Annotated in this window: 16 protein-coding genes; 4 read left to right on the forward strand and 12 right to left on the reverse strand. The window is 64.9% G+C overall.

Going from position 1 to position 18,942, the window contains the following annotated elements; genetic code table 11:
* Nucleotides 1-50: 50 nt before the first annotated feature.
* On the forward strand, nucleotides 51-3,584 hold the full coding sequence (locus tag JJT62_RS11030; protein ID WP_210340626.1) for an AsmA-like C-terminal region-containing protein: 3,534 nt from the start codon (nucleotides 51-53) through the stop codon (nucleotides 3,582-3,584).
* A 242-nt stretch (nucleotides 3,585-3,826) separates the two neighbouring features.
* Here the strand turns inward: JJT62_RS11030 and JJT62_RS11035 are convergent, their stop codons facing one another.
* Both JJT62_RS11035 and tyrS read right to left on the reverse strand, forming a co-directional pair.
* Nucleotides 3,827-4,819 carry a hypothetical protein gene (locus JJT62_RS11035; protein WP_202072799.1) on the reverse strand — a complete coding sequence of 331 codons (993 nt, stop codon included), beginning with the start codon at nucleotides 4,817-4,819 and terminating at the stop codon, nucleotides 3,827-3,829.
* A gap of 248 nt (nucleotides 4,820-5,067) precedes the next feature.
* Complete coding sequence (gene tyrS / locus JJT62_RS11040; protein WP_202072800.1) at nucleotides 5,068-6,330, reverse strand: tyrosine--tRNA ligase; 1,263 nt, start codon at nucleotides 6,328-6,330, stop codon at nucleotides 5,068-5,070.
* Nucleotides 6,331-6,476: 146 nt separating this feature from the next.
* Here tyrS and JJT62_RS11045 point away from each other — a divergent pair, with 146 nt between their 5' ends.
* The gene (locus JJT62_RS11045; RefSeq protein ID WP_202072801.1) at nucleotides 6,477-7,682 is read left to right on the forward strand and encodes an acyltransferase; all 1,206 of its coding nucleotides are present in this window, start codon (nucleotides 6,477-6,479) and stop codon (nucleotides 7,680-7,682) included.
* Here JJT62_RS11045 and JJT62_RS11050 read toward each other — a convergent pair.
* Nucleotides 7,679-8,521: an EcsC family protein gene (locus JJT62_RS11050; protein WP_202072802.1), complete on the reverse strand. Its 843-nt coding sequence runs from the start codon at nucleotides 8,519-8,521 to the stop codon at nucleotides 7,679-7,681. The genes JJT62_RS11045 and JJT62_RS11050 overlap by 4 nt on opposite strands.
* A gap of 283 nt (nucleotides 8,522-8,804) precedes the next feature.
* Between JJT62_RS11050 and JJT62_RS11055 the strand changes: the two genes are divergently transcribed.
* Entirely contained in the window at nucleotides 8,805-9,368 is a 564-nt protein-coding gene (locus JJT62_RS11055; RefSeq protein WP_202072803.1) for a DUF992 domain-containing protein, read from the forward strand.
* Nucleotides 9,369-9,398: 30 nt separating this feature from the next.
* On the opposite strand, the gene JJT62_RS11060 is transcribed toward JJT62_RS11055, so the two are convergent.
* From JJT62_RS11060 to JJT62_RS11100, 9 genes are all read right to left on the reverse strand, one after another.
* Nucleotides 9,399-10,133, reverse strand: coding sequence for an SDR family oxidoreductase (locus JJT62_RS11060; protein WP_202072804.1), 735 nt, complete (start codon nucleotides 10,131-10,133; stop codon nucleotides 9,399-9,401).
* 12 nt (nucleotides 10,134-10,145) lie between these two features.
* The gene (locus tag JJT62_RS11065; protein WP_202072805.1) at nucleotides 10,146-10,694 is read right to left on the reverse strand and encodes a Uma2 family endonuclease; all 549 of its coding nucleotides are present in this window, start codon (nucleotides 10,692-10,694) and stop codon (nucleotides 10,146-10,148) included.
* 27 nt (nucleotides 10,695-10,721) lie between these two features.
* Entirely contained in the window at nucleotides 10,722-12,206 is a 1,485-nt protein-coding gene (gene purF / locus JJT62_RS11070) for an amidophosphoribosyltransferase (protein WP_202072806.1), read from the reverse strand.
* A gap of 103 nt (nucleotides 12,207-12,309) precedes the next feature.
* A complete protein-coding gene (locus JJT62_RS11075) occupies nucleotides 12,310-12,897 on the reverse strand; it encodes a CvpA family protein (RefSeq protein ID WP_202072807.1) in 588 nt (195 codons plus the stop codon).
* Nucleotides 12,898-13,098: 201 nt separating this feature from the next.
* Entirely contained in the window at nucleotides 13,099-14,478 is a 1,380-nt protein-coding gene (gene radA, locus JJT62_RS11080; RefSeq protein ID WP_202072808.1) for a DNA repair protein RadA, read from the reverse strand.
* Nucleotides 14,479-14,544: 66 nt separating this feature from the next.
* Nucleotides 14,545-14,985, reverse strand: a complete 441-nt coding sequence (locus JJT62_RS11085) for an integration host factor subunit alpha (RefSeq protein ID WP_202072809.1) — start codon at nucleotides 14,983-14,985, stop codon at nucleotides 14,545-14,547.
* Nucleotides 14,986-15,244: 259 nt separating this feature from the next.
* Nucleotides 15,245-16,231, reverse strand: coding sequence for a beta-ketoacyl-ACP synthase III (locus JJT62_RS11090; RefSeq protein ID WP_202072810.1), 987 nt, complete (start codon nucleotides 16,229-16,231; stop codon nucleotides 15,245-15,247).
* Nucleotides 16,228-17,301, reverse strand: a complete 1,074-nt coding sequence (plsX, locus tag JJT62_RS11095) for a phosphate acyltransferase PlsX (RefSeq protein WP_202072811.1) — start codon at nucleotides 17,299-17,301, stop codon at nucleotides 16,228-16,230. The genes JJT62_RS11090 and plsX overlap by 4 nt, the downstream gene beginning before the upstream one ends.
* A 291-nt stretch (nucleotides 17,302-17,592) precedes the next feature.
* Entirely contained in the window at nucleotides 17,593-18,168 is a 576-nt protein-coding gene (locus JJT62_RS11100) for a DUF177 domain-containing protein (protein WP_202072812.1), read from the reverse strand.
* A 195-nt stretch (nucleotides 18,169-18,363) separates the two neighbouring features.
* Between JJT62_RS11100 and JJT62_RS11105 the strand changes: the two genes are divergently transcribed.
* Nucleotides 18,364-18,834, forward strand: coding sequence for an outer membrane protein assembly factor BamE (locus tag JJT62_RS11105; RefSeq protein WP_202072813.1), 471 nt, complete (start codon nucleotides 18,364-18,366; stop codon nucleotides 18,832-18,834).
* Nucleotides 18,835-18,942: the final 108 nt, after the last annotated feature.

The raw sequence follows: 18,942 nt of genomic DNA on the forward strand, positions 1-18,942 counted from the left end.
GGACGCGCCATTTTTCAGCGCGTCGAAATGACAGGGCGAAGCGAGGGTATTTGAGCGACCAGACAGGGCGCGAGCATCGCGACGATCGGCCGGCTGTCCAACGGCCGCCGAAACGGCGCCGGCGCGTGCGCGTCCCGCGGGCGGTTCGGACCGGGGCCTCCTGCGGGCTCGGCGGATTGGCGCTCGTTTGTCTCGCCATCGGCGCCTTCTTCCTGGCGCTGTCGCATGGGCCGATCGACTTTGGCTGGCTCACGCCGCGCATCGTCGCCGCGCTGGACGAACGCTTCGCGGGGCAGTTCGCCTTCCAGCTCGCGGGCGTCTCTCTGGCCAACTCGGACCATGGTCCGACCCTGACCGTCGACGGCCTCGTCGTAAAATCAGGCGACCGGGCCATTCTCGCGGCGCCGCGCGCCGAGCTCTCCCTCGATTGGCCGTCGATCTTGCTCGGCCGTCTCCAGCCCCGCCGTCTGGAGGCGCTCGACCTCGACGTGCGCCTTTCCGTCCAGGCGGACGGCGCCATCGCGGTTTCGGCGGGCGGAGACCCCGTGGCGACGGCCAGGGTCGCTCCACCGCCTGGGGTCCCGCAAAGCCCCAATGATTCACCGCTCCAGCCAAATCCGGACGCGCCGGCGCCGGTCGAACGCGTGGCCCTGCTGAAATCCGCCGCCGGCGCCCTGCGCGCCCTAATGGACCTCGCGATAAGTCCGGACAGCCCGATCGGCGGCTTCGACAAGCTCGGCGTGCTGCATGGGCGGCTGACCATCGACGACCGCACTATCGACCGCACGATCCAATACAAGGATGTTTCGCTGAGCCTCGCAAAGGCCCAGGGCAGCATGCGGTTCAGCCTGGCCGCGACGGGACCGTCACAGCGCTGGAGCGTGACGGCGGCGGCGAAAGGCGCGCCGGGCCGCAACCGCGCCCTCGTGGCCAAGCTGCGCAACATCACAATCGACGAAATCTCTCTCGTCGCGGGCGCCCGCAATCTTCATTTCGACACGGACTCGCCCCTCGGCGTCGATCTGAGCTTCTCGCTCTCGCCCGACGGCATCGTGCTCGAAGCGACCGGCGGCCTGGAGATCGGCAAGGGCTTCTTCCGTTTAGAGGAGCCCGACTATGAGCCGGTCATGGTCCAGCGCATCGCGGCCCAGGCCCGCTGGAGCCGACGCGAGCGCAAGCTCGTCGTCGCGCCTTTCGAACTCAAGGCCGGCGGTTTCGATCTGGCCCTTGCCGGATCGGCCGAGGCGCCGGCGGAGCTTCCTCCCGGCGCCGATCCGGGGGCCGACGCCTGGCTGATCAACGCCAAACTGGTGAAGCCCTCTCAAATCGCGCCGGATCGCGCCGGGGAGAAAAGCGTCCTTATCGAGGAGGCCGCGCTCCAGGCGCGCCTGATGCACGGTCAGGGGCGCTTGCTGCTCGACCGCTTGGCTGTCTCCGGCCCGGACTTGCACGCATCCGCGAGCGTTGCGGCGACCTATCGCGGGGCGCCGCGCGTGATCTATACGCTCGACGTCGACGACGTCGAGGCGCGCGCCCTCATGCGGCTTTGGCCGACCCATGTCGCGGCGCCCGTGCGCGCATGGTTTATCGACCACATTCCTGTCGGCGTGGTGAAACATGCGCATGCCACTGGCGACTTCGACGACGACGCGATTACCGCCATGCGCTACGAGCGTCCGCCGCCGGAGAAGTCCCTCGAGATCGTCGGCGACGTCGCGAATTGCACATTGATCGACGTCTTGCCAGGCTTGGCGCCGATGACCGGCGTCGCGGGGAAGCTCCGCGTCACCGGCCGGACCTCCGCCTTCGATGCGACATCCGGCATGATGGAGACCGCTCCGGGACATCGCCTCACTCTCTCCGAGGGGCGTTTCTCCGTCGCCGATAATGCGCTGCTGCCGACTCCCGCCGTGCTCGATCTCAAGGTTGCGGGCAACATCGAAGCCGCCGCCGATATTCTCTCCATGCCCATCGTCGCGGCGCATGCGACCGTTCCCGTCGACGGCGCAACGCTCAAAGGGCAGATCGACGGCCGCGTCAGGGTCGATTTCGAAATCGGCGACACGGCGCGCGGGGACCGCACTACCTTTGGCGTCGACGCGAACACGACCAATCTCGTCGTCGAGAAACTCATCGGCAAGGAGCGGCTCGAGGGCGCGGCCTTACATGTGCTCTCCGATCGCAGCGGCCTGCGCGTCAATGGGACGGGGCGGCTCTATGGCGCGCCGGCGACGCTCGAACTCAGGCGCGGCTTCGGCGAAAAGGGGCCGGCGCAGGCGCAATTGACACTGACCTTTGACGACGCCGCGCGGCAGCGGGCGGGCTATGCCGTCGCGGGGGTGAGCGGGCCGGTCTCGGCGATCGTGAAAACGCAGCTTCCTGTCGCCGACGACCTCAACGCCCATGTCGAACTCGACCTGACGCGCGCCAGCTTCGACAATCCCATTCCCGGCGTCGCGAAGCCGGTCGGCAAGGCCGCCAAAGCCACCTTTCTCGCGGTGAAGCGCGGCGAGTCCATTGCGCTCGATCAGTTCAGCTTCGACGCCAACCCCATGCAGGCGCAGGGCGTGATCGAACTCGCCAAAGAAGGCGGCTTCCGCAGCGCCCGGCTCGCTCCGGTGCGGCTCTCCACCGGCGACGACATGAAAGTCGATGTCTCGCGCAGCGGGGAGGCGACGAAGATTGTCGTGCGCGGCGCAAATTTCGACGCGCGGCCGATGCTTGCGTCGCTTATCCGCTCAGGGAGCGGCGGCGGCGCCGACAAGCCCTCGGGAAGCCAGAAGAGCGCGGGCGACGACGTCAGCGTCGACGTAAAACTGCCGATCGTCACCGGCCACGGGAAGCAAATTCTCTCGGGCGTCGTCTTCGAATATGAATCGCGTGGCGGGCGCCCGCGCACTGTGGCGCTCACGGGCAATTTCGGCCACGAGGACCTCGCCGTCGCGATGACGCGCGGTCAAAACGGCGCGCAGCAGCTCGACATATCGACGAATGACGCCGGCTCCTTCCTGGCTTTCCTCGATCTCTACCGCAAGATGGAGAACGGCGTCCTGAGCGCCAATGTCGCGCTCGGCCAGAACCGCGCCGACGGCGCCATCCGCATCCGTGATTTCTTTGTCAAAGGCGAGCCGACGATGCGTCAGCTCATGGCGCAGGGCGGGACGGCGCGCGCCGACGACCGCGGCAATCTGCGCTTCGATCCCGATCTTGTGCGCGTTGGCCGGCTACAATCCAATTTCACATGGAGCGGCGGGCGCCTGTCGGTGCGCGAGGGGGTGATGTCCGGCCCCGAGATCGGCCTCACCTTCGACGGCTTCATCGACTTCCCGCGCGACCGGCTCGACCTTTCCGGCTCTTACGTGCCCGCCTATGCGCTGAACAGCCTGCTCTCCAATATTCCGGTGCTCAATCTGGTCATCACCGGCGGGCAGAATGAGGGGATTTTTGCGCTGAACTACCGCGTGGCGGGGGCGCTTTCAGCGCCTGTCGTCAGCGTCAATCCGCTGTCGGCGATCGCGCCCGGCCTGATGCGCAAGATCATGGGCGTGCTGGATGGAACGGCGCGGATGCCGGAGACGCGGTAGCCGAGAACCGGCGCCATTCCCGACGCTCGCGCCGTTTGGACACACAGGAAATCACCGCCGTCATTGCGAGGAGGCGGAGCCGACGAAGCAATCCAGGGCCGCATCGCCGCCCTGGATTGCTTCGCTTCGCTCGCAATGACGGGCTCTGGGCAAAACCTGCGCTTTTTGTGGGTCTGGATCCCCGGTCGGGCCTTCGGCCCGCCGGGAATGACAGGCGCCAATGCGAGTTGTTCAAACGGAAATTATCGGAACATCGTCGAATCGAGCTCCACATTGATCGAGCCGACGACGCGCGAGTCGCACCAGTCGGAATAGCCCTGGCCCCAGACCGCCGCGGCGAAATTGCCGGCGGGATTGGCGACGTTGGTGAAGCAGCCGCGGCGCGTCAGCGTATTGTCGTGATAGCGGACGTCGAGAGTGATCGCTTTCCATTTATAGGAGGCGCCGATGTTCCAGGTGTTGTAGCTCGACAGCTTGAAGCCTTGGATGCCCTTGACGCCCGGCTGAATATAGCTCGGCCCATAGGTGGGATCGCCCATGCCGATGAAATAATGGCCGAAGGCGCCCGAGATCGACGCGCCCGTGCCGGGCAGGCTGAGCCTGGCGTTGCCGCCCGAATAGAGCGCATGGGCGTTGTAATTCGCCCAGCTCGGATCGTAGCCGATCTCGGCGCCGATGGTCAGGTAGTCGTTGAGCGCCCAGCTCGGCTTGGCGTAAATCTCCACGAAACTCTGGTCGAAGGGCGTCGTCGGCATGCCGCCGGGCGTCCAGTACGTGAGAACCGGCGACAGGCCGCCGAGGAAATATTGCTGCTGATTGCCCGGGCGGCCGTGATAGACGGCGCCGAAATCGAGCGTCAGCGGCCCCCAGTTCGGGCGCAGGCCGCCGTAAATGTCGAGCTGCGCGGCCGGCGACGTCGGCAGCGTGACGTTCAGCACATCGCCGCCGAGATAGAACCAGCCCTTGCCGATCTCGCCATAGGCCATCGCGCCGGGGCGGTGGTTGGTGATCGAAATGCCGCGCCAGATATTCTCCGACATGAAGGTGACGCCGGCTTTATATTGGAAAGGGCCGCCCAGAACGTCGAAATTGGGTTGCGGAAGCGCGAGAAGCGGGGAGGGGGAGAGGCTTGGCGCGGCCTCGGGGGCGGGCGCAGGGGCGCGGACCGCGCGGGCCATCGCTTCCGGCGCGGCGACGACGGCGGCAACGCCCAGAACATAAATCCACTTTTTCATTAGATAACTCCCGAATCGGATTCCCGACGCGGGAGAGAGTTAGCGGCAGCTCTGCCGTTGGATAATGGCGAAAGTCATGCCCGCAGCCGTTTTACACGGGGATTCGCGGCGTCATTCCCGACGCTCGCATGAGCGAGCAATCGGGAATCCAGAGTAAAACGCGCGCTTTTGTGGCTCTGGAATCCCGATCGGGCCTTCGGCCCCTCGGGAATGACAAGCGTCAATGCGAGCTATTCGCGCAAGTTTACTTAGTCGCGGGTCAGCAGCACGTGCTTCTTCTTGCCGAGCGAAAGTTTCGCCACGCCGTCCTTCTCGAAGTCCTTCTGCGAGAGCGTCGCGCGTTCGTCGGTCACGACGGCGTCATTCAAACGCAGGCCGCCGCCTTTGATCTGCCGCCGCGCTTCGCCGGTCGACGCGACGAGGCCGGCCTTCACGAAGGCGGAGAGCACGCCGAGCCCGGCGGCGATCTCCTCGGCCGAGACGGGAACCTTCGGGAGCGACAAAGCCAGCGCGCCCTCTTCAAAGGTCGCGCGCGCGGTTTCCGCCGCTTGTTCGGCGGCCTCGCGGCCGTGAACCAGCGCGGTCGCCTCCGTGGCGAGGGTTTTCTTGGCTTCGTTGATCTCAGCGCCGCCGAGCGCCGCCAGCCGGGCGACCTCGTCCATCGGCAGGAAGGTGAAGAGCTTCAGGAAGCGCGCGACGTCGGCGTCCTCGGTGTTGCGCCAGAATTGCCAGTAATCGTACGGCGACAGCATGTCGGCGTTGAGCCACACGGCGCCCGCCGCCGTCTTGCCCATTTTGGCGCCGGAAGCCGTCGTCAGCAGCGGCGAGGTCAGCGCGTAAAGCTGCGGCGTTCCCATGCGGCGCCCGAGATCGAGGCCGGTGACGATATTGCCCCATTGGTCGGAGCCGCCCATCTGCAGCAGCGCGCCATAGCGGCGGTTGATCTCGACGAAATCATAGGCCTGCAAGCACATGTAGTTGAATTCGATGAAGGAGAGTTCGTGCTCACGCTCGAGCCGCAGCTTCACCGAGTCCATCGTGAGCATGCGATTGACGGAGAAATGGCGGCCGACGTCGCGCAGGAAGTCAATGTAATTGAGCCCGGCGAGCCAGTCGGCGTTATCGAGCATCGAGGCGTCGGTCGGCCCGTCGCCGAAGGTCAGGAAGCGCTCGAAAACGCGCCTGATCGACGCCTTGTTGGCGTCGATCTGCTCGATCGTCAAAAGCTTGCGGCTTTCATCCTTGCCCGAAGGATCGCCGACGCGGGTGGTGCCGCCGCCCATGAGCGGCAAGGGCTTGCCGCCGGTGCGCTGGAGCCAGGCGAGCAGCATGATCGGCAGAAGCGAGCCGACATGAAGCGAAGAGGCCGTGCAGTCGAAACCGATATAGGCGGCGAGTCCGCCGGCAGCCGCCTTCTCGTCTAGCCCCTCGAAGTCGGAGCACTGATGCACGAAGCCGCGCTCCAGAAGAACGCGCAGAAAGTCGGATTTGGGGGAGAATGCGTCGGCCATAGGGCAGGGTGATAGGGTCTGGGGCGCATACGCGCAAGACGGGTCCTGTGGGTGGGCGGCAAATAGGCACAAGCAGAGACTTCCGCCTCGGTCGGCGAGTGTGTAAAAATGAAAGGAGAGCTTAGCTATAAGAGGAGAAAAATAATTTGAGACTGGAGCCCCGACTTTCGAATTTTCTCGACGGCGGCCGCTGGCTCTTCGCCTTTGTCGTCTTGATCGGGCACGAAACGCCGCTCTTCAATCGTTTTAGCGGTATGATGATTACGCCTCAGAGCGCGATCAATTACATTTGGTGGTTTGTCAGCCACTTTCAGTTCGCGCATTTTGCGGTCATCGGCTTTTTTGTCATTTCGGGTTTTCTCGTTGGCGGCAACGCTTTGACCGCGATCTTGCAAGAGAAATCCTTTTTGAAAAGCTATCTCATCAATCGTGTGACGCGCATTTACGTCGTCTTGATCCCGGCTTTATTGGTAACCTTCACTTTCGACACGCTCGGCCGCGCGCTGTTCCGCAAGTCTTTCTACGAGAACAAGCTCTTCGATGGGCATTTCGGCCTGAACCTGATTCCTCCTAATCTCTTGAACCTGCAGGAGATCTATTCGCCCTTTTATGGCACGAGCGCCCCTTTGTGGTCGCTGGCCTGCGAATTTTGGAGCTACATCGTTTTCCCGCTGCTGCTTTTGCCCCTGCATCGCGGGCTGAGCTGGCGGGCGAAAACCGCGGCTTTCACGGCGGGGGTCGCCCTATTTGCGGCGCTTTGCGCGCCGCAGACGCTGTTCGCTTTCTATTTCCTGATCTGGGTCATGGGCGCCGTCGCCCGCGTCGCGACACGTCCGCTCATTGGGAACTACAAGCTGGCGCTGGCGATTCTCATCGTATCGGTCGTGGTTACGCGTCTGACGGTGAGGGGACCGGCGCTGGAGGCGGTCCCTCAGCTTCAACAATTCGTCGATGTGCTCAACGCTTTCCTCTTCGCCAATGTGATCGTCGCCCTGCGTTTCGACCGATCTCCATTCCAGGAGGGCCGCGCGGCGGAGATCAATCGCAAGCTCGCGGATTTTTCCTATTCTCTCTATGCGGTTCACAATCCCGTCGTCTTCCTGGGCGCTGGCGCAATCCGTGGTTTCGCTGGCGAGGAATGGATGCCCCACGACTGCCCGGGGTCGCTGCAAATCCTTTCCTTTGCCTGCCTGACCGGGCTCGCCGTGGCCTTTGCATATGGCTTCTCGCGATTGACGGAGGCGCGGACGGAGGATGCGCGTCGCGCCTTGCGCGGGCTGGTCGACAGGGTGAGCGCGACGCACGGGCAAAGGATGGCGGACAAGATGGCGGTTCGGGAGACCGTGCTTTAGGCGTTGAGCGGCGCGTCCCAATAGCCTTCTTCGCGGGCGATGCGGGCATATTGGGCGCGCACCAGCGCCGGATTATAGATGCGCTCCAGGCGGCGCACCGCAAAATGGCCGCGCGCCAGCGTCTGAAAATGCTCGGTGAAGGCCAGATTGATCGCTGCGCCGCTGACCGCGCCGATGATCGGCACCGCCTGGGCGGCGACTTTCTGCGAGACGACGACGCCGAAGCGCGCCGAGAGCTGTCCGACAAGCCGCACCAGCGCGGGCGCGGCCTCCTGCGAGACCCCGCGCGTCGCAACATATCGCGCCGCATCGCTGACGGACTTGGCGAGCAGGCCGCGGACGGCGAGATAACCGCCTTCGAGCATATTGTCGCCGGCATGGCCGCCCAGCGCGAAGACCTCGAGACAGGCGAGCCCCGTCTCAGGGTTGCGCAGATTTTCGCCATGACTACGCGCGATGTCGGCGATCGAGCGCAGCATGATGGTGGTCGAAAGAGGCAGCTCCACAGGGAGGCTCGCCAGGCCGACCGCGCCGCCGACGCCGCCTGTGAGCGCAGCGAGGCGGCGGTGAAACCGCGTGGTGTCGCCTGGCGGCGCGCCTTCGAGGCTCGACAGCGCCACTCGCAAGGCGGTCGTCAGCGCCTTCTGCGCGGCCAATCCAGCCATTTCCTGGAGCTGCGGGGGCAGGGGACGGCTGACGAGCCCCATGCGCCGGCCGGCAAGGCGCGCGACGCGTCCGGCAAAGCTCTGGCGCTCCAGTGCGGCGACGGCCGCGCGCAACGCCTCGATGTCGGCGCTCGAAAGCTGTGATTCATACAAAACAGGGAGTTGCGCGCTCATCGCTCCGTCTCCGCCGCCGCGTCCAAGCGCCGCATAACAGGCCGCGTTGGCTTACCTCAAGATCGCCCGCCCGATCGCCGTTTGCAAGGGGCTGCAATCAAAGGGATTACTGGCGCGATCGTCGCTGCGTGCGACGCCGCACGTTCGAAATGGCGCCGTTCTCGTTACCACTGTAGCGATCCAGCCGGTTGTCATATACTGCGCCTTATGCGTAGCATTCTGCTGAAGTTTGCGATCGCGGTAAGAGCTTTAACGGCTCGAAGAGAAAAAGAGGAGGAGTTCTATGTCTATCCGTTTCAAACTGAGCCACGCGCTCGGCGGCGCCGCGATTTTGGCGCTTCTGGCTCCGGCAGCCGCTCTCGCCGACGGCCGCGTTGGCACGCTTCAGTGCAGGCTGCTGGGCAACGATCTGAGCGTCATCGTCGAAAACCAGCAGATCGACTGCGCCTATAGCGACGACGAGGAAGGCGCCCTCCCGGTCCATTACGTCGGCACGCTGACCAAGGTCGGCCCGAACATCACCGTGAACGGCCAGGGCGAGCTTGCCTGGGGCGTGATCGCGGCCACCGGCAAGGTCGGCCCCGGCGCGCTGGCCGGCAATTATGTCGGCCCGGGCGTTTCCGCCAAGATCGGCGTCGGCGGCGGCGGCGCGGTCCTCGTCGGCGGCTCGGACAACACCTTCTCGCTGCAGCCCTTCCAGATCGAAGCGGGCGCGGGTCTTGGCTGGAACGCGGGCGTCGAGAGCCTCACGCTCGCCTATGTCGCGGCGCCGGCGCCCGTGTTCCATAGGCATCACCACGGTCATCACCACCACCACCACCACCATCACCATCATCACCATCACTGATGGCCAAGCGCGGGGGCGACCCCGCGCTTTTCACGCCGGCGGGCGGAAGTCCATCAGCCGGTCGGTGGGGAAGTCATAGAGCCTCCCGGTCTCGCGCCAGTCGGGCGCCAGCAGCGGGAGGCATTTTTTTGCAAAATCCTCAGGCGCCGGCAGCGTCATGGGGTCTTCGCCCGGCATGGCCTGGGCGCGCATGCGGGTGCGTAACGGGCCCGGATTGGCGATCATCACCGTGACGCCGTCATTCTTCACCTCCGCCGCGTAGGTGCGCGCCATGGCGTCGAGCGCGGCTTTGGAGATGGCGTAGGGCCCCCAGAAGGGCTTCGCCTTGTGCGCTGCGCCCGAGGTGACGAAAAGGACGCGCCCAGCGCGAGACGCCCGTAGCAGCGGATCGAGCGAACGAATGAGCCGCCAATTGGCGGTGACATTCACCGCTACGACGCGGTTCCAATCCTTGACGTCCACATGGGCGAGCGGCGACAGCGGGCCGAGCACGCCGGCGTTGCCGACGAAGACGTCGAGCTTGCCCCAGCGCTCGAAGAGCGCCGCGCCGAGACGGTCGAGCGCGTCGAAATCCGTGACGTCGCAGGGCACGAGCGTCGCTTGCCCGCCGAGCGCCCGGATGTCGTCGTCGAGCTCCTCCAGCGCGCCCTGCGTGCGGGCAAGCGCCACAATATGCGCGCCCTGGCGCGCGAGTTCGAGAGAGATGGCGCGGCCGACGCCGCGGGAGGCGCCGGTGACGAGAGCGATGGTGGGAGAGGCTTCCAACTGATAATCCGGTTAGGGGAAGATGTCGGCGATCTCGATGGAGAGACCGGGTGGGATCAGCGCGATCGCGCCTTCCGTGACGAAGGCGACGGCGATCCGATCGCCGTCGCGGGAATAATGCAGGACGAGACGCCGTTTGGAGTCGACCACCAAATAATGCGCAATGGTCGGCACGCGAAAATAGTCCGAGAGCTTTGCGTTGGTGTCGAGACTTCGCGAGGAAGGCGAGATCACCTCGACAACGACAACCGGCGAAGTTGCGAGAAGTGAATCGGGCGCGACGGCGTCGCCGCAGTTCACCAGGGCGTCGGGCTCATAGACAGTGTAATCGTCGACCGCCACGCCGAGGCTATCGATAAAAGCCTCGCAGTTTGCGCCTGTGCGTTCGACGGCGTCGGCGAGCGCGCGCCAGATCCGCGCCTTGATCCGGCTGTGATCCGCGCGCTCCGGCGCCATAGCGATGACCTCGCCGCGGACCAGCTCGCAGCGCTTGCGCTCCGTCTCCTGCGCCCATTGGAGAAATTCGGCCGCCGTCATCGGCTTTTTTGCGGGTGCGGCCATGAGTTTGCCTCTGTCGATAAAAAGGCCTCAGCTCGCCTCCGCCAGCAGCGAGAGCTGCGCGCGGTTCTCCTCCACGAGGTCCGTCAGCGACGTCGGATAGTCGCCCGTGAAGCAATGGTCGGTAAATTGCGGATGCGTCTTGTCGCGACCCTCGAAGCCCATGGCGCGATAGATGCCGTCGACCGAGAGGAAAGACAGCGAATCGCAGCCGATATAGGCGCGCATCTCCTCCAGCGAATGCGTCGCGGCGAGGAGCTTTTCCTTCTGCGGCGTGTCGATGCCGTAATAGTCCGGATGGGTGATGGGCGGCGAGGAGATGAGGAAATGCACCTCGGTGGCGCCCGCGTCGCGCATCATCTGCACGATCTTCACCGAGGTCGTGCCGCGCACGATCGAATCGTCGATGAGGATGACGCGCTTGCCCTCGACCACGCAGCGATTGGCGCTGTGCTTCATGCGCACGCCGACCTCGCGCACCGATTGCGTGGGCTGAATGAAAGTTCGGCCGACGTAATGGTTGCGGATGATGCCCAGCTCGAACGGAATGCCCGACTCGCGCGAATAACCGATCGCCGCCGGAACGCCCGAGTCCGGCACCGGCACCACGACATCGGCGGCGATATTCTGCTCGCGCGCCAATTCGCGGCCCATGGCCTTGCGGACCTCATAGACGGGGCGACCCTGAACAAGAGAGTCCGGCCGAGCGAAGTAAATGAATTCGAAGATGCAGGGCCGCGCCACCCGAGCGGGGAAGGGTTCGATGCTCTCGATCCCCGACTCCGAGATGATGACGATTTCGCCGTTCTTGACGTCGCGCACGAAGCGCGCGCCAATGATGTCGAGCGCGCAGGTTTCCGAGGCCAGGATATATTTGCCGTCCAGCTCGCCGATCACGAGGGGGCGGATGCCGAGCGGATCGCGCGCGCCGATAAGCTTCTTGTTTGTCAGGGCGACGAGCGAATAGGCGCCTTCAATGGCGCGCAGCGCCTCGATGAAGCGGTCGATAAGCTGCGGCTTGCGGCTGCGCGCCACAAGGTGGAGGATGACCTCGGTGTCGGAGGTCGACTGAAAGATCGAGCCTTCCTTGATGAGGTCGCGGCGCAGCGCCTGCGCATTGGTGAGATTGCCGTTATGCGCGACGGCGAAGCCGCCCGTGTTGAGCTCGGCGAAAAGCGGCTGAACATTGCGTAAAATGGTTTCGCCGGTCGTCGCATAACGGACATGGCCGATCGCGGCGGAGCCGGGGAGGCGCTTGATCGTGCTTTCCTTGGAGAAGTGATCGCCGACAAGCCCGAGGCGCCGCTCGGCGTGGAATCGCCCGCCCGCGTCATAGGTGACGATGCCGGCGGCTTCCTGGCCGCGATGCTGGAGCGCGTGAAGGCCGAGAGCGGTGATGGCCGCGGCGTCCTCGAAATCGAAGACGCCGAAAACGCCGCAATATTCGCGCAGACGATCGCCGTCGAGATCGTCGGTGGTTTCGATCGGGCCGGCAATGGATTGGCTGTCTGTCATTGCGCTGTCTCCCCTATCGAAGCGCGGTGCTGCGCTCTAGCATCATCTTTGCCAATCGACGCGGACGCCGGCAAGTTTTTCGGCCCTTTGCGCGTCATCCCTCTTACTGCTTCTCGCCCGACGGCAGCGCCTTCTCGAGCTCGGATTCGGCGGGCGGGGTCTCTTCGACAGGCGCGCCGCCCTTCTTGGCTTTGATCTTGGCGACGATGCTGTCCATGTCGTCGGGAAGCCATTCGCGCAGCTTCTCGCCGCCCGCCTGTAGCAGCGGCTTGGCGCGGGCGCTGCGGACCCATTCCGGCTGATTGGGGTCGGGCACCAGCCAGCCGTAGAAAAGGAAGGCGACAACCGCGAGAAGCATGCCGCGGACGGCGCCGAAGACGAAGCCCAGCGAACGGTCGAGCGCGCCGATCTTGGAGTCCAGGATCACGTCGGAAAGCTTCACGGTGAAAATCGACACCAGCACCAGCGCCACGAAGAAAACGGCCGCGACCGACGCGGCGAGCGCGAGCTCGTCCTTGGCGAGGTATGGTTTTACATAGGGCAGCGCCATGGGGTGCAGATAGTAAGCCGCGAAGGCCGCCGCCACCCATGAGAGGATCGCCAGCACTTCGCGGGTGAATCCGCGCAGCAAGGCGAGCATGCCGGAGACCAAAACGATAATAATAACTGCCAGATCAAGGTACGACGGCATCGAAGTCCTCTTCGTTTCGCCCTGACGCTCGGAAATCCCAACGCTTCGCCGGCGCGCTTCGCGCGCGCGTCACGCCATTCGCTTTCGCAAGCGCGCTCTGCTGATCGAAGGCGGCTGGGTCGATGGCCGCGGGAACGTACGACGGCTTGCTTCTAGCGCAACTCAGCCGTCGGCGGGAAGTAGAAAGCTTAAATTTCAGCCTTAACGTGCCCGGGGCGCAGTTTGCGCAATCGCCGCGACGAGCTGGGCGACGTCGGCGCAGGGCCGCAAGATCAGCCCGGCGCGCCGCTCGTCGTCGTTGATCTGCTGGCTTTGCGCCAGCACCGCCTGGTGAAAGCCGAGCTTGGCGGCCTCGCGCAGCCGCATCCCGGCGTGGATGACGGGCCTGATGGCGCCGGACAGGCCGATTTCTCCGAAAAACGCCTGATCGGCGGGGAGGACGGCGCCCGTCAGCGAGGATACGAGCGCCGCCGCGGCGGCGAGATCGCCCGCCGGCTCGTCGGCGCGCAGGCCGCCAGCGACATTGAGATAAACATCGTGCATCCCGAGCTTCAAACCGCCATGCGCCTCCAGCACGGCGAGAATCATCGACAGGCGATTCTGGTCGAAACCAACGACAGCGCGCCGCGGCGTGCCCAGCGAGGTCGGCGCGACGAGCGCCTGGATTTCGATCAGCATGGGGCGCTGGCCTTCCATGCCGGCGAAGACCGCCGCGCCCGGCGCGGAGGCGTCGCGTCCCGCAAGGAAGATCGCCGAGGGGTTGGCCACCTCGGCTAATCCGAGCCCGGTCATTTCGAAGACGCCGATTTCGCCGGTCGCGCCGAAACGGTTTTTCGAGGCCCGCAACATGCGAAAGTGATGCGCCGCATCGCCCTCGAACGACAGCACTGCATCGACCATATGTTCGACGACGCGCGGTCCGGCGACCTGACCGTCCTTGGTGACGTGGCCGACAAGGATGATCGTCGAGCCGCTGGTCTTGGCGTGGCGGAGCAGCGCCTGCGCGCTCGCCCGCACTTGTGTGACCGTGCCGGGAGCCGAGGGCGCGACTTCCGTGTGCATGGTCTGAATGGAATCGATGACGATCAGCGCAGCGCGTTTGCCCGTCGCGCAGGTGGCGAGAATATCCTCGACCTGCGTGGCCGAGGCGAGTTCGACCGGCGCGTCGGCAAGGCTGAGGCGGGCCGCGCGCAGCCGCACTTGCGCCACGGCCTCTTCGCCGGAAATGTAAATGACCCGCTCCCCGCGCCGCGCGAGCGCCGCGCAGGCCTGGATGAGCAGGGTCGATTTGCCGATGCCGGGCTCGCCCCCGAGCAGCAGGACCGAGCCCGGCACGAATCCGCCGCCCGTCACCCGGTCGAATTCGTCGATCCCGGTGACGATGCGTGCGGCCGGCCGATCCGACCCGGCGAGCCCTTCGAGCTCGATCGCGCGCCCGCGCGTTACGCGCAGCGCCGTCGGACCCGGATCGCTTTCCTCGGCGATCGAGTTCCATTCGCCGCAAGATTCGCAGCGTCCCTGCCAGCGCGCGGCGACGGCGCCGCAGTTTTGGCAGACGAAGAAAGAACGGGACTTGGCCATAGGCGCTTGGCGCATGCGCCGGGAAGTCTTGTCAAGAGGCGCTTGCGCCCTCGCCGTCGCGAGGCGTCAGACCGTTCTCTCGTTCGGGGGGCTTTTCCCATTCGGCTTCGGGGCTTGGCCATTCTTGCCGGGCAAGGCCGCCGGCTCCTCCAAACCATTGTTGATGCGCGCGCGCAGCACGTTGGAGGGCTTGAAGGTCACGACCAGCCGCGCCGTAATTTTCGCCGACTCTCCCGTCTTGGGATTGCGGCCCTGCCGCTCCCGCTTGGCGCGAACGAGAAAAGCGCCGAAGGACGACAGTTTGACGTCTTCCCGCGAGACGATGCTTTCGAAAATCTCGTCGAGCACCATTTCGACATATTTGGAGGCTTCACTGCGGCCTAGACCAGTATGCTGATAAACTGCCTCGGCGAGATCCGCGCGCGTCGTCGTTCTGATCGATTGGTCGCCGTAGACAAAAGCGCTAGCGCCATCGCCGTTCGGCAAGAGGATTTGCTCCTGGGACATTTGGAACCTTGTAATTCTTCGTTGCAAAAATATTGGAGGCGGAGATAGTTTGCGCGGATAGTTGCTTTTACTGCAATCGGTCGGAGCGCAATCAGCAAATACCGCCAAAGAACCATTAGCCGTCGCCGAAGCCCGGCTCGCTCATCCGTTGTCGGAATTATTCAGAATTGCAGCAAAAAATCAAGCGCAAGTTGCAGCGCCCGAGCGTGAATCGGGCGCATTTCGGGGCCGAAAACAATTGCGTTGTCGTTTCGCCGACTTACCAGCGGATCAAAGCCGATCCCCAGGTGAATCCGCCGCCGACGGCCTCCAGCATGACGAGATCGCCCTGCTTGATGCGGCCGTCCGCCGCCGCGACCGAAAGGGCGAGGGGAATGCTGGCGGCCGAGGTGTTGCCGTGCAGATGGACGGTGGCGACGATCTTTTCCGGCGCGATGCCGAGCTTTTGCGCCGACATGTCGATGATCCGCCGGTTGGCCTGATGCGGCACGAACCAATCGAGCTCCGCGGCCGAGAGGCCCGTCGCGGCGAAAGCGTCGACGACGACGTCCGTCACCTTGCCGACGGCGAATTTGAAGACTTCCTGACCGGACATGCGGAGATGGCCGACCGTCTGCGTGGCGGAAGGACCGCCGTCGACATAGAGCTTCGTCCGATGCCGGCCGTCGGAGCGCAAATGCGTCGTCAGCACGCCGCGCTCGCTCAAGGCGCCGCTGGAGGGCCGGGCCTCCAGCACCATCGCGCCGGCGCCGTCGCCGAAGAGGACGCAGGTCGTGCGGTCTTCCCAGTTGAGGATGCGAGAGAATGTCTCCGCGCCGATGACGAGGGCGCGCTTGTGCGAGCCCGAGCGCAGGAATTTATCGGCGGTCGAGAGCGCGAAAACGAAGCCCGAGCAAACAGCCTGAAGATCGAAGGCGACGCCATGGGCGACGCCGAGGGCCGCCTGAATTTGCGTCGCGGTCGAGGGGAAGGTCCAGTCGGGAGTGGAGGTGCCGACGATGATCAGGTCGATGTCGTCGGGGGTGAGGCCGGCGTTCGCGAGCGCCGCGCGCGCCGCTTTCTCGCCGAGCATCGAGGTGGTTTCGCCCTCGGCGGCGATATGGCGCTCCTTGATGCCCGTGCGCTGGAAAATCCACTCGTCGCTGGTGTCGACGATCTTGGCGAGGTCGTCATTGGTCAGCGTCTTGGCGGGCAGATAGGAGCCCACGCCGAGAACGACGGAGCGGAGCAGGGGATGTGACGTCACTGAGCGGTTTCCTGCGACGGGCTGGCCGGATCGGCGGCGCCGCTTTCGAATTGGTGGGCGATCGCGACCGTGTCGCGAATGCGGTTCATGAGATCGTTCTTGGCCATTTCGTAGCCGATCTCGATCGCGCGGGCGAAGCCCACAGAGTCCGTTCCGCCGTGACTCTTGATGACGATGCCTTCGAGGCCGAGAAATACGCCGCCGTTGACGGCGCGCGTGTCCATCTTGCCCTTGAGCTCGGCGAAGGCGCCGCGGGCGAAGAGATAGCCGATTTTGGCGAAGAGCGAGCCGCTCATGGCGGCTTTGAGATAGGCCGCGATCTGCTTCGCCGTGCCTTCGGCGGTCTTGAGCGTGATATTGCCCGTGAAGCCTTCCGTCACGACGACGTCCACGGCGCCCATGCCGATGCCGTCGCCCTCGACGAAGCCCGCATATTCGAGGCCAGGAAGGTCGGATTCGCGCAGGATGGCGGCGGCGGCCTTGACCTCCTCGACGCCCTTGATCTCCTCGGTGCCGACATTGAGCAGGCCAACGGTCGGCCGCTCCAGGCCGAGGATGATGCGCGCCATCGCCGAGCCCATGATGGCGAGATCGACGAGGTGGCTGGCGTTGGCGCCAATCGAGGCGCCGACGTCGAGAACGATGGACTGGCCGCGCAGCGTCGGCCACAGGCAGGCGAGCGCCGGCCGGTCGACGCGGGCCATGGTGCGCAGACAGATTTTCGACATGGCCATCAGCGCGCCGGTGTTGCCGGCGGAGATTGCGGCGTCGGCCTCGCCCTTCTTGACCGCTTCGATCGCCATCCACATCGAGGAGACGCGCCGCCCATAGCGCAAAGCCTGGCTTGGCTTGTCATCCATGCGGATGTTGACGCTCGAGTGGCGGATTTCGGCGCGCTCGGCGAGGCGCGGATGGTTCGCGAGCTCGGCGCGGATCGCCGTCTCGTCGCCAAAGAGCAGAAACTGGCTGCCGGGCATGCGTTCGAGGGCGAGGGCGCAGCCGGGGATCGTCACCGACGGGCCGAAATCGCCGCCCATCGCGTCGACCGCGATCCGAACTTTCTCCGCCATTGCTTCCTGTTTCCCTCGCATGCCGGCGATACGCCGGCGCGCCCGCGGACAGCAGGCGAATGATCAGCTCGCGGGCGCGAGACTGTGACCGGCGACGCCATCTGGCCGAACCGACGATTCCGCCATGGCTCCGCGTTCTGCGCGGGTGATTGCCATTTGCTGCGCGGCCGCGCAAGTGCCACGTCGCGGCGCTTGCTTGACCGGGGCTACGCGTACAGAGGTTTCAAGCGCGCCTGAAGGCTCGCGGTCCGGGCGCCGCAGAGGACCGCGGGCCTTCAGGCCCGCGGCATACTACTTCCCCGCGGGTCGCAACTTCGCGAAAGGCGAAACCACGCCGCCTTCCTCCTCCGCCTCGGGAGCGGGCTCGATAAATTCGGCGCCGGGCTTACGCGGATAAGGATCGAGCGTCAAAGTGAGGAACTCCGAGACGACCGCTCCGAGATCGACGGCGCCGCCGATCAGCGGGTCGGGCGGATCGTCGTCGAGCATATTCTGTTCGATCGCCTCCGGCTCGGGCTCGTGGCGGCGCGAGCGGGGCTTGGGGGCCTCCTTTGGCGGCGCGAAGCGCAGCTCGATGGGCTCGACGACCTCGGAGTCGAATTCATCGAGCGTGACGACGCAGGTCTGGCGCACATGAGCGCGCAGCTCGCCGGCGACCTCCAGCCCGTCGCTGCGCCAGCGCCGTGCGCGGAGCGCCGCTTCCAGCGAAAGAACGGCGGGCAGGCCGTTCATCTGCGCAAGCGCCGCGCGCTCGGCGTCCGTGGCGGCGATTTTTATCTCGAGACCTTCCGGCGGAACTTCGGTCAGGGTCAGCGGGCGCGAGAATGGCGGCTTCTCGCCGAGGGCCATATTATGTTCGTCAATCATTTTGCCCTCTTTTCTCTCCTTCAGGCGCATTCATGGCTTTTAGATACGTTGGCCGCCTCATTGGCGCCAGTTCTCTGATCTATCCGGCCACGATCGTCTTGCTTTCGCGCCAATCGAAGGCTAGGCAAGCCGAATTGCGATGCAGGATACCGGCGCGCGTCGCGTCGCCGGCGGGAAAGTAGCTTGGAGATCGATATGGCGGGGCTGGGCTTGCGCGGTTTTTCGAGGGGCTGTTTCGGTTCGTCGGCCGTGAGAATGTTGGCGGCCTTTGGCGTCGCGGCCTCGCTCTCCGGCTGCCTGGGCTATGATGGCGTCATCAATCGCGGCGCGGTGATCGACTCGCGCAAGGCCATGCAGGTGAAGCCGGGCATGGCGGCGCCGCAGGTCATGCAACTGCTCGGCACGCCTTCCACGACGTCCACGATCGGCGGCGACGCCTGGTATTACGTCAGCCAGCGAGTCGAGCGCTCCATGGCGTTCATGCCGCAAAACATCACGGATCAGCATGTGCTCGCCGTCTACTTCGACAAATCGAGGAAAGTGACCCGCATCGCGGACTATGGGATGGAAGACGGCAAGCCCGTCGATTTCCTGGCGCGCACGACCCCTGTCGCCGGCCCGGATTATCATTTGATTCAGGCGTTGCTCTCCAAGGTGCCGTTCTGACAAGGAAGCGCCTGCCGGTTTGATGGCGCAAATAAGGCCGCACGCGCGTTGTCGCACCTAAAGCGTCCGGAACACACGGGTTTTTGCTGAATTTTCTCCAGCCCGCCG

It is taken from the genome of Methylocystis sp. Sn-Cys (genome assembly GCF_016745395.1).
GTDB lineage: Bacteria > Pseudomonadota > Alphaproteobacteria > Rhizobiales > Beijerinckiaceae > Methylocystis > Methylocystis iwaonis.

What these genes read in the sequence shown, in the direction of transcription:
- radA (WP_202072808.1), bottom strand. Translation starts at nt 14,478, where the DNA reads ATGGCCAAGTCCCGTTCTTTCTTCGTCTGCCAAAACTGCGGCGCCGTC.
- JJT62_RS11050 (WP_202072802.1), bottom strand. Translation starts at nt 8,521, where the DNA reads ATGAGCGCGCAACTCCCTGTTTTGTATGAATCACAGCTTTCGAGCGCC.
- JJT62_RS11055 (WP_202072803.1), top strand. Translation starts at nt 8,805, where the DNA reads ATGTCTATCCGTTTCAAACTGAGCCACGCGCTCGGCGGCGCCGCGATT.
- JJT62_RS11100 (WP_202072812.1), bottom strand. Translation starts at nt 18,168, where the DNA reads ATGATTGACGAACATAATATGGCCCTCGGCGAGAAGCCGCCATTCTCG.
- JJT62_RS11035 (WP_202072799.1), bottom strand. Translation starts at nt 4,819, where the DNA reads ATGAAAAAGTGGATTTATGTTCTGGGCGTTGCCGCCGTCGTCGCCGCG.
- JJT62_RS11075 (WP_202072807.1), bottom strand. Translation starts at nt 12,897, where the DNA reads ATGCCGTCGTACCTTGATCTGGCAGTTATTATTATCGTTTTGGTCTCC.
- tyrS (WP_202072800.1), bottom strand. Translation starts at nt 6,330, where the DNA reads ATGGCCGACGCATTCTCCCCCAAATCCGACTTTCTGCGCGTTCTTCTG.
- JJT62_RS11105 (WP_202072813.1), top strand. Translation starts at nt 18,364, where the DNA reads ATGGCGGGGCTGGGCTTGCGCGGTTTTTCGAGGGGCTGTTTCGGTTCG.
- JJT62_RS11085 (WP_202072809.1), bottom strand. Translation starts at nt 14,985, where the DNA reads ATGTCCCAGGAGCAAATCCTCTTGCCGAACGGCGATGGCGCTAGCGCT.
- purF (WP_202072806.1), bottom strand. Translation starts at nt 12,206, where the DNA reads ATGACAGACAGCCAATCCATTGCCGGCCCGATCGAAACCACCGACGAT.
- plsX (WP_202072811.1), bottom strand. Translation starts at nt 17,301, where the DNA reads ATGGCGGAGAAAGTTCGGATCGCGGTCGACGCGATGGGCGGCGATTTC.
- JJT62_RS11065 (WP_202072805.1), bottom strand. Translation starts at nt 10,694, where the DNA reads ATGGCCGCACCCGCAAAAAAGCCGATGACGGCGGCCGAATTTCTCCAA.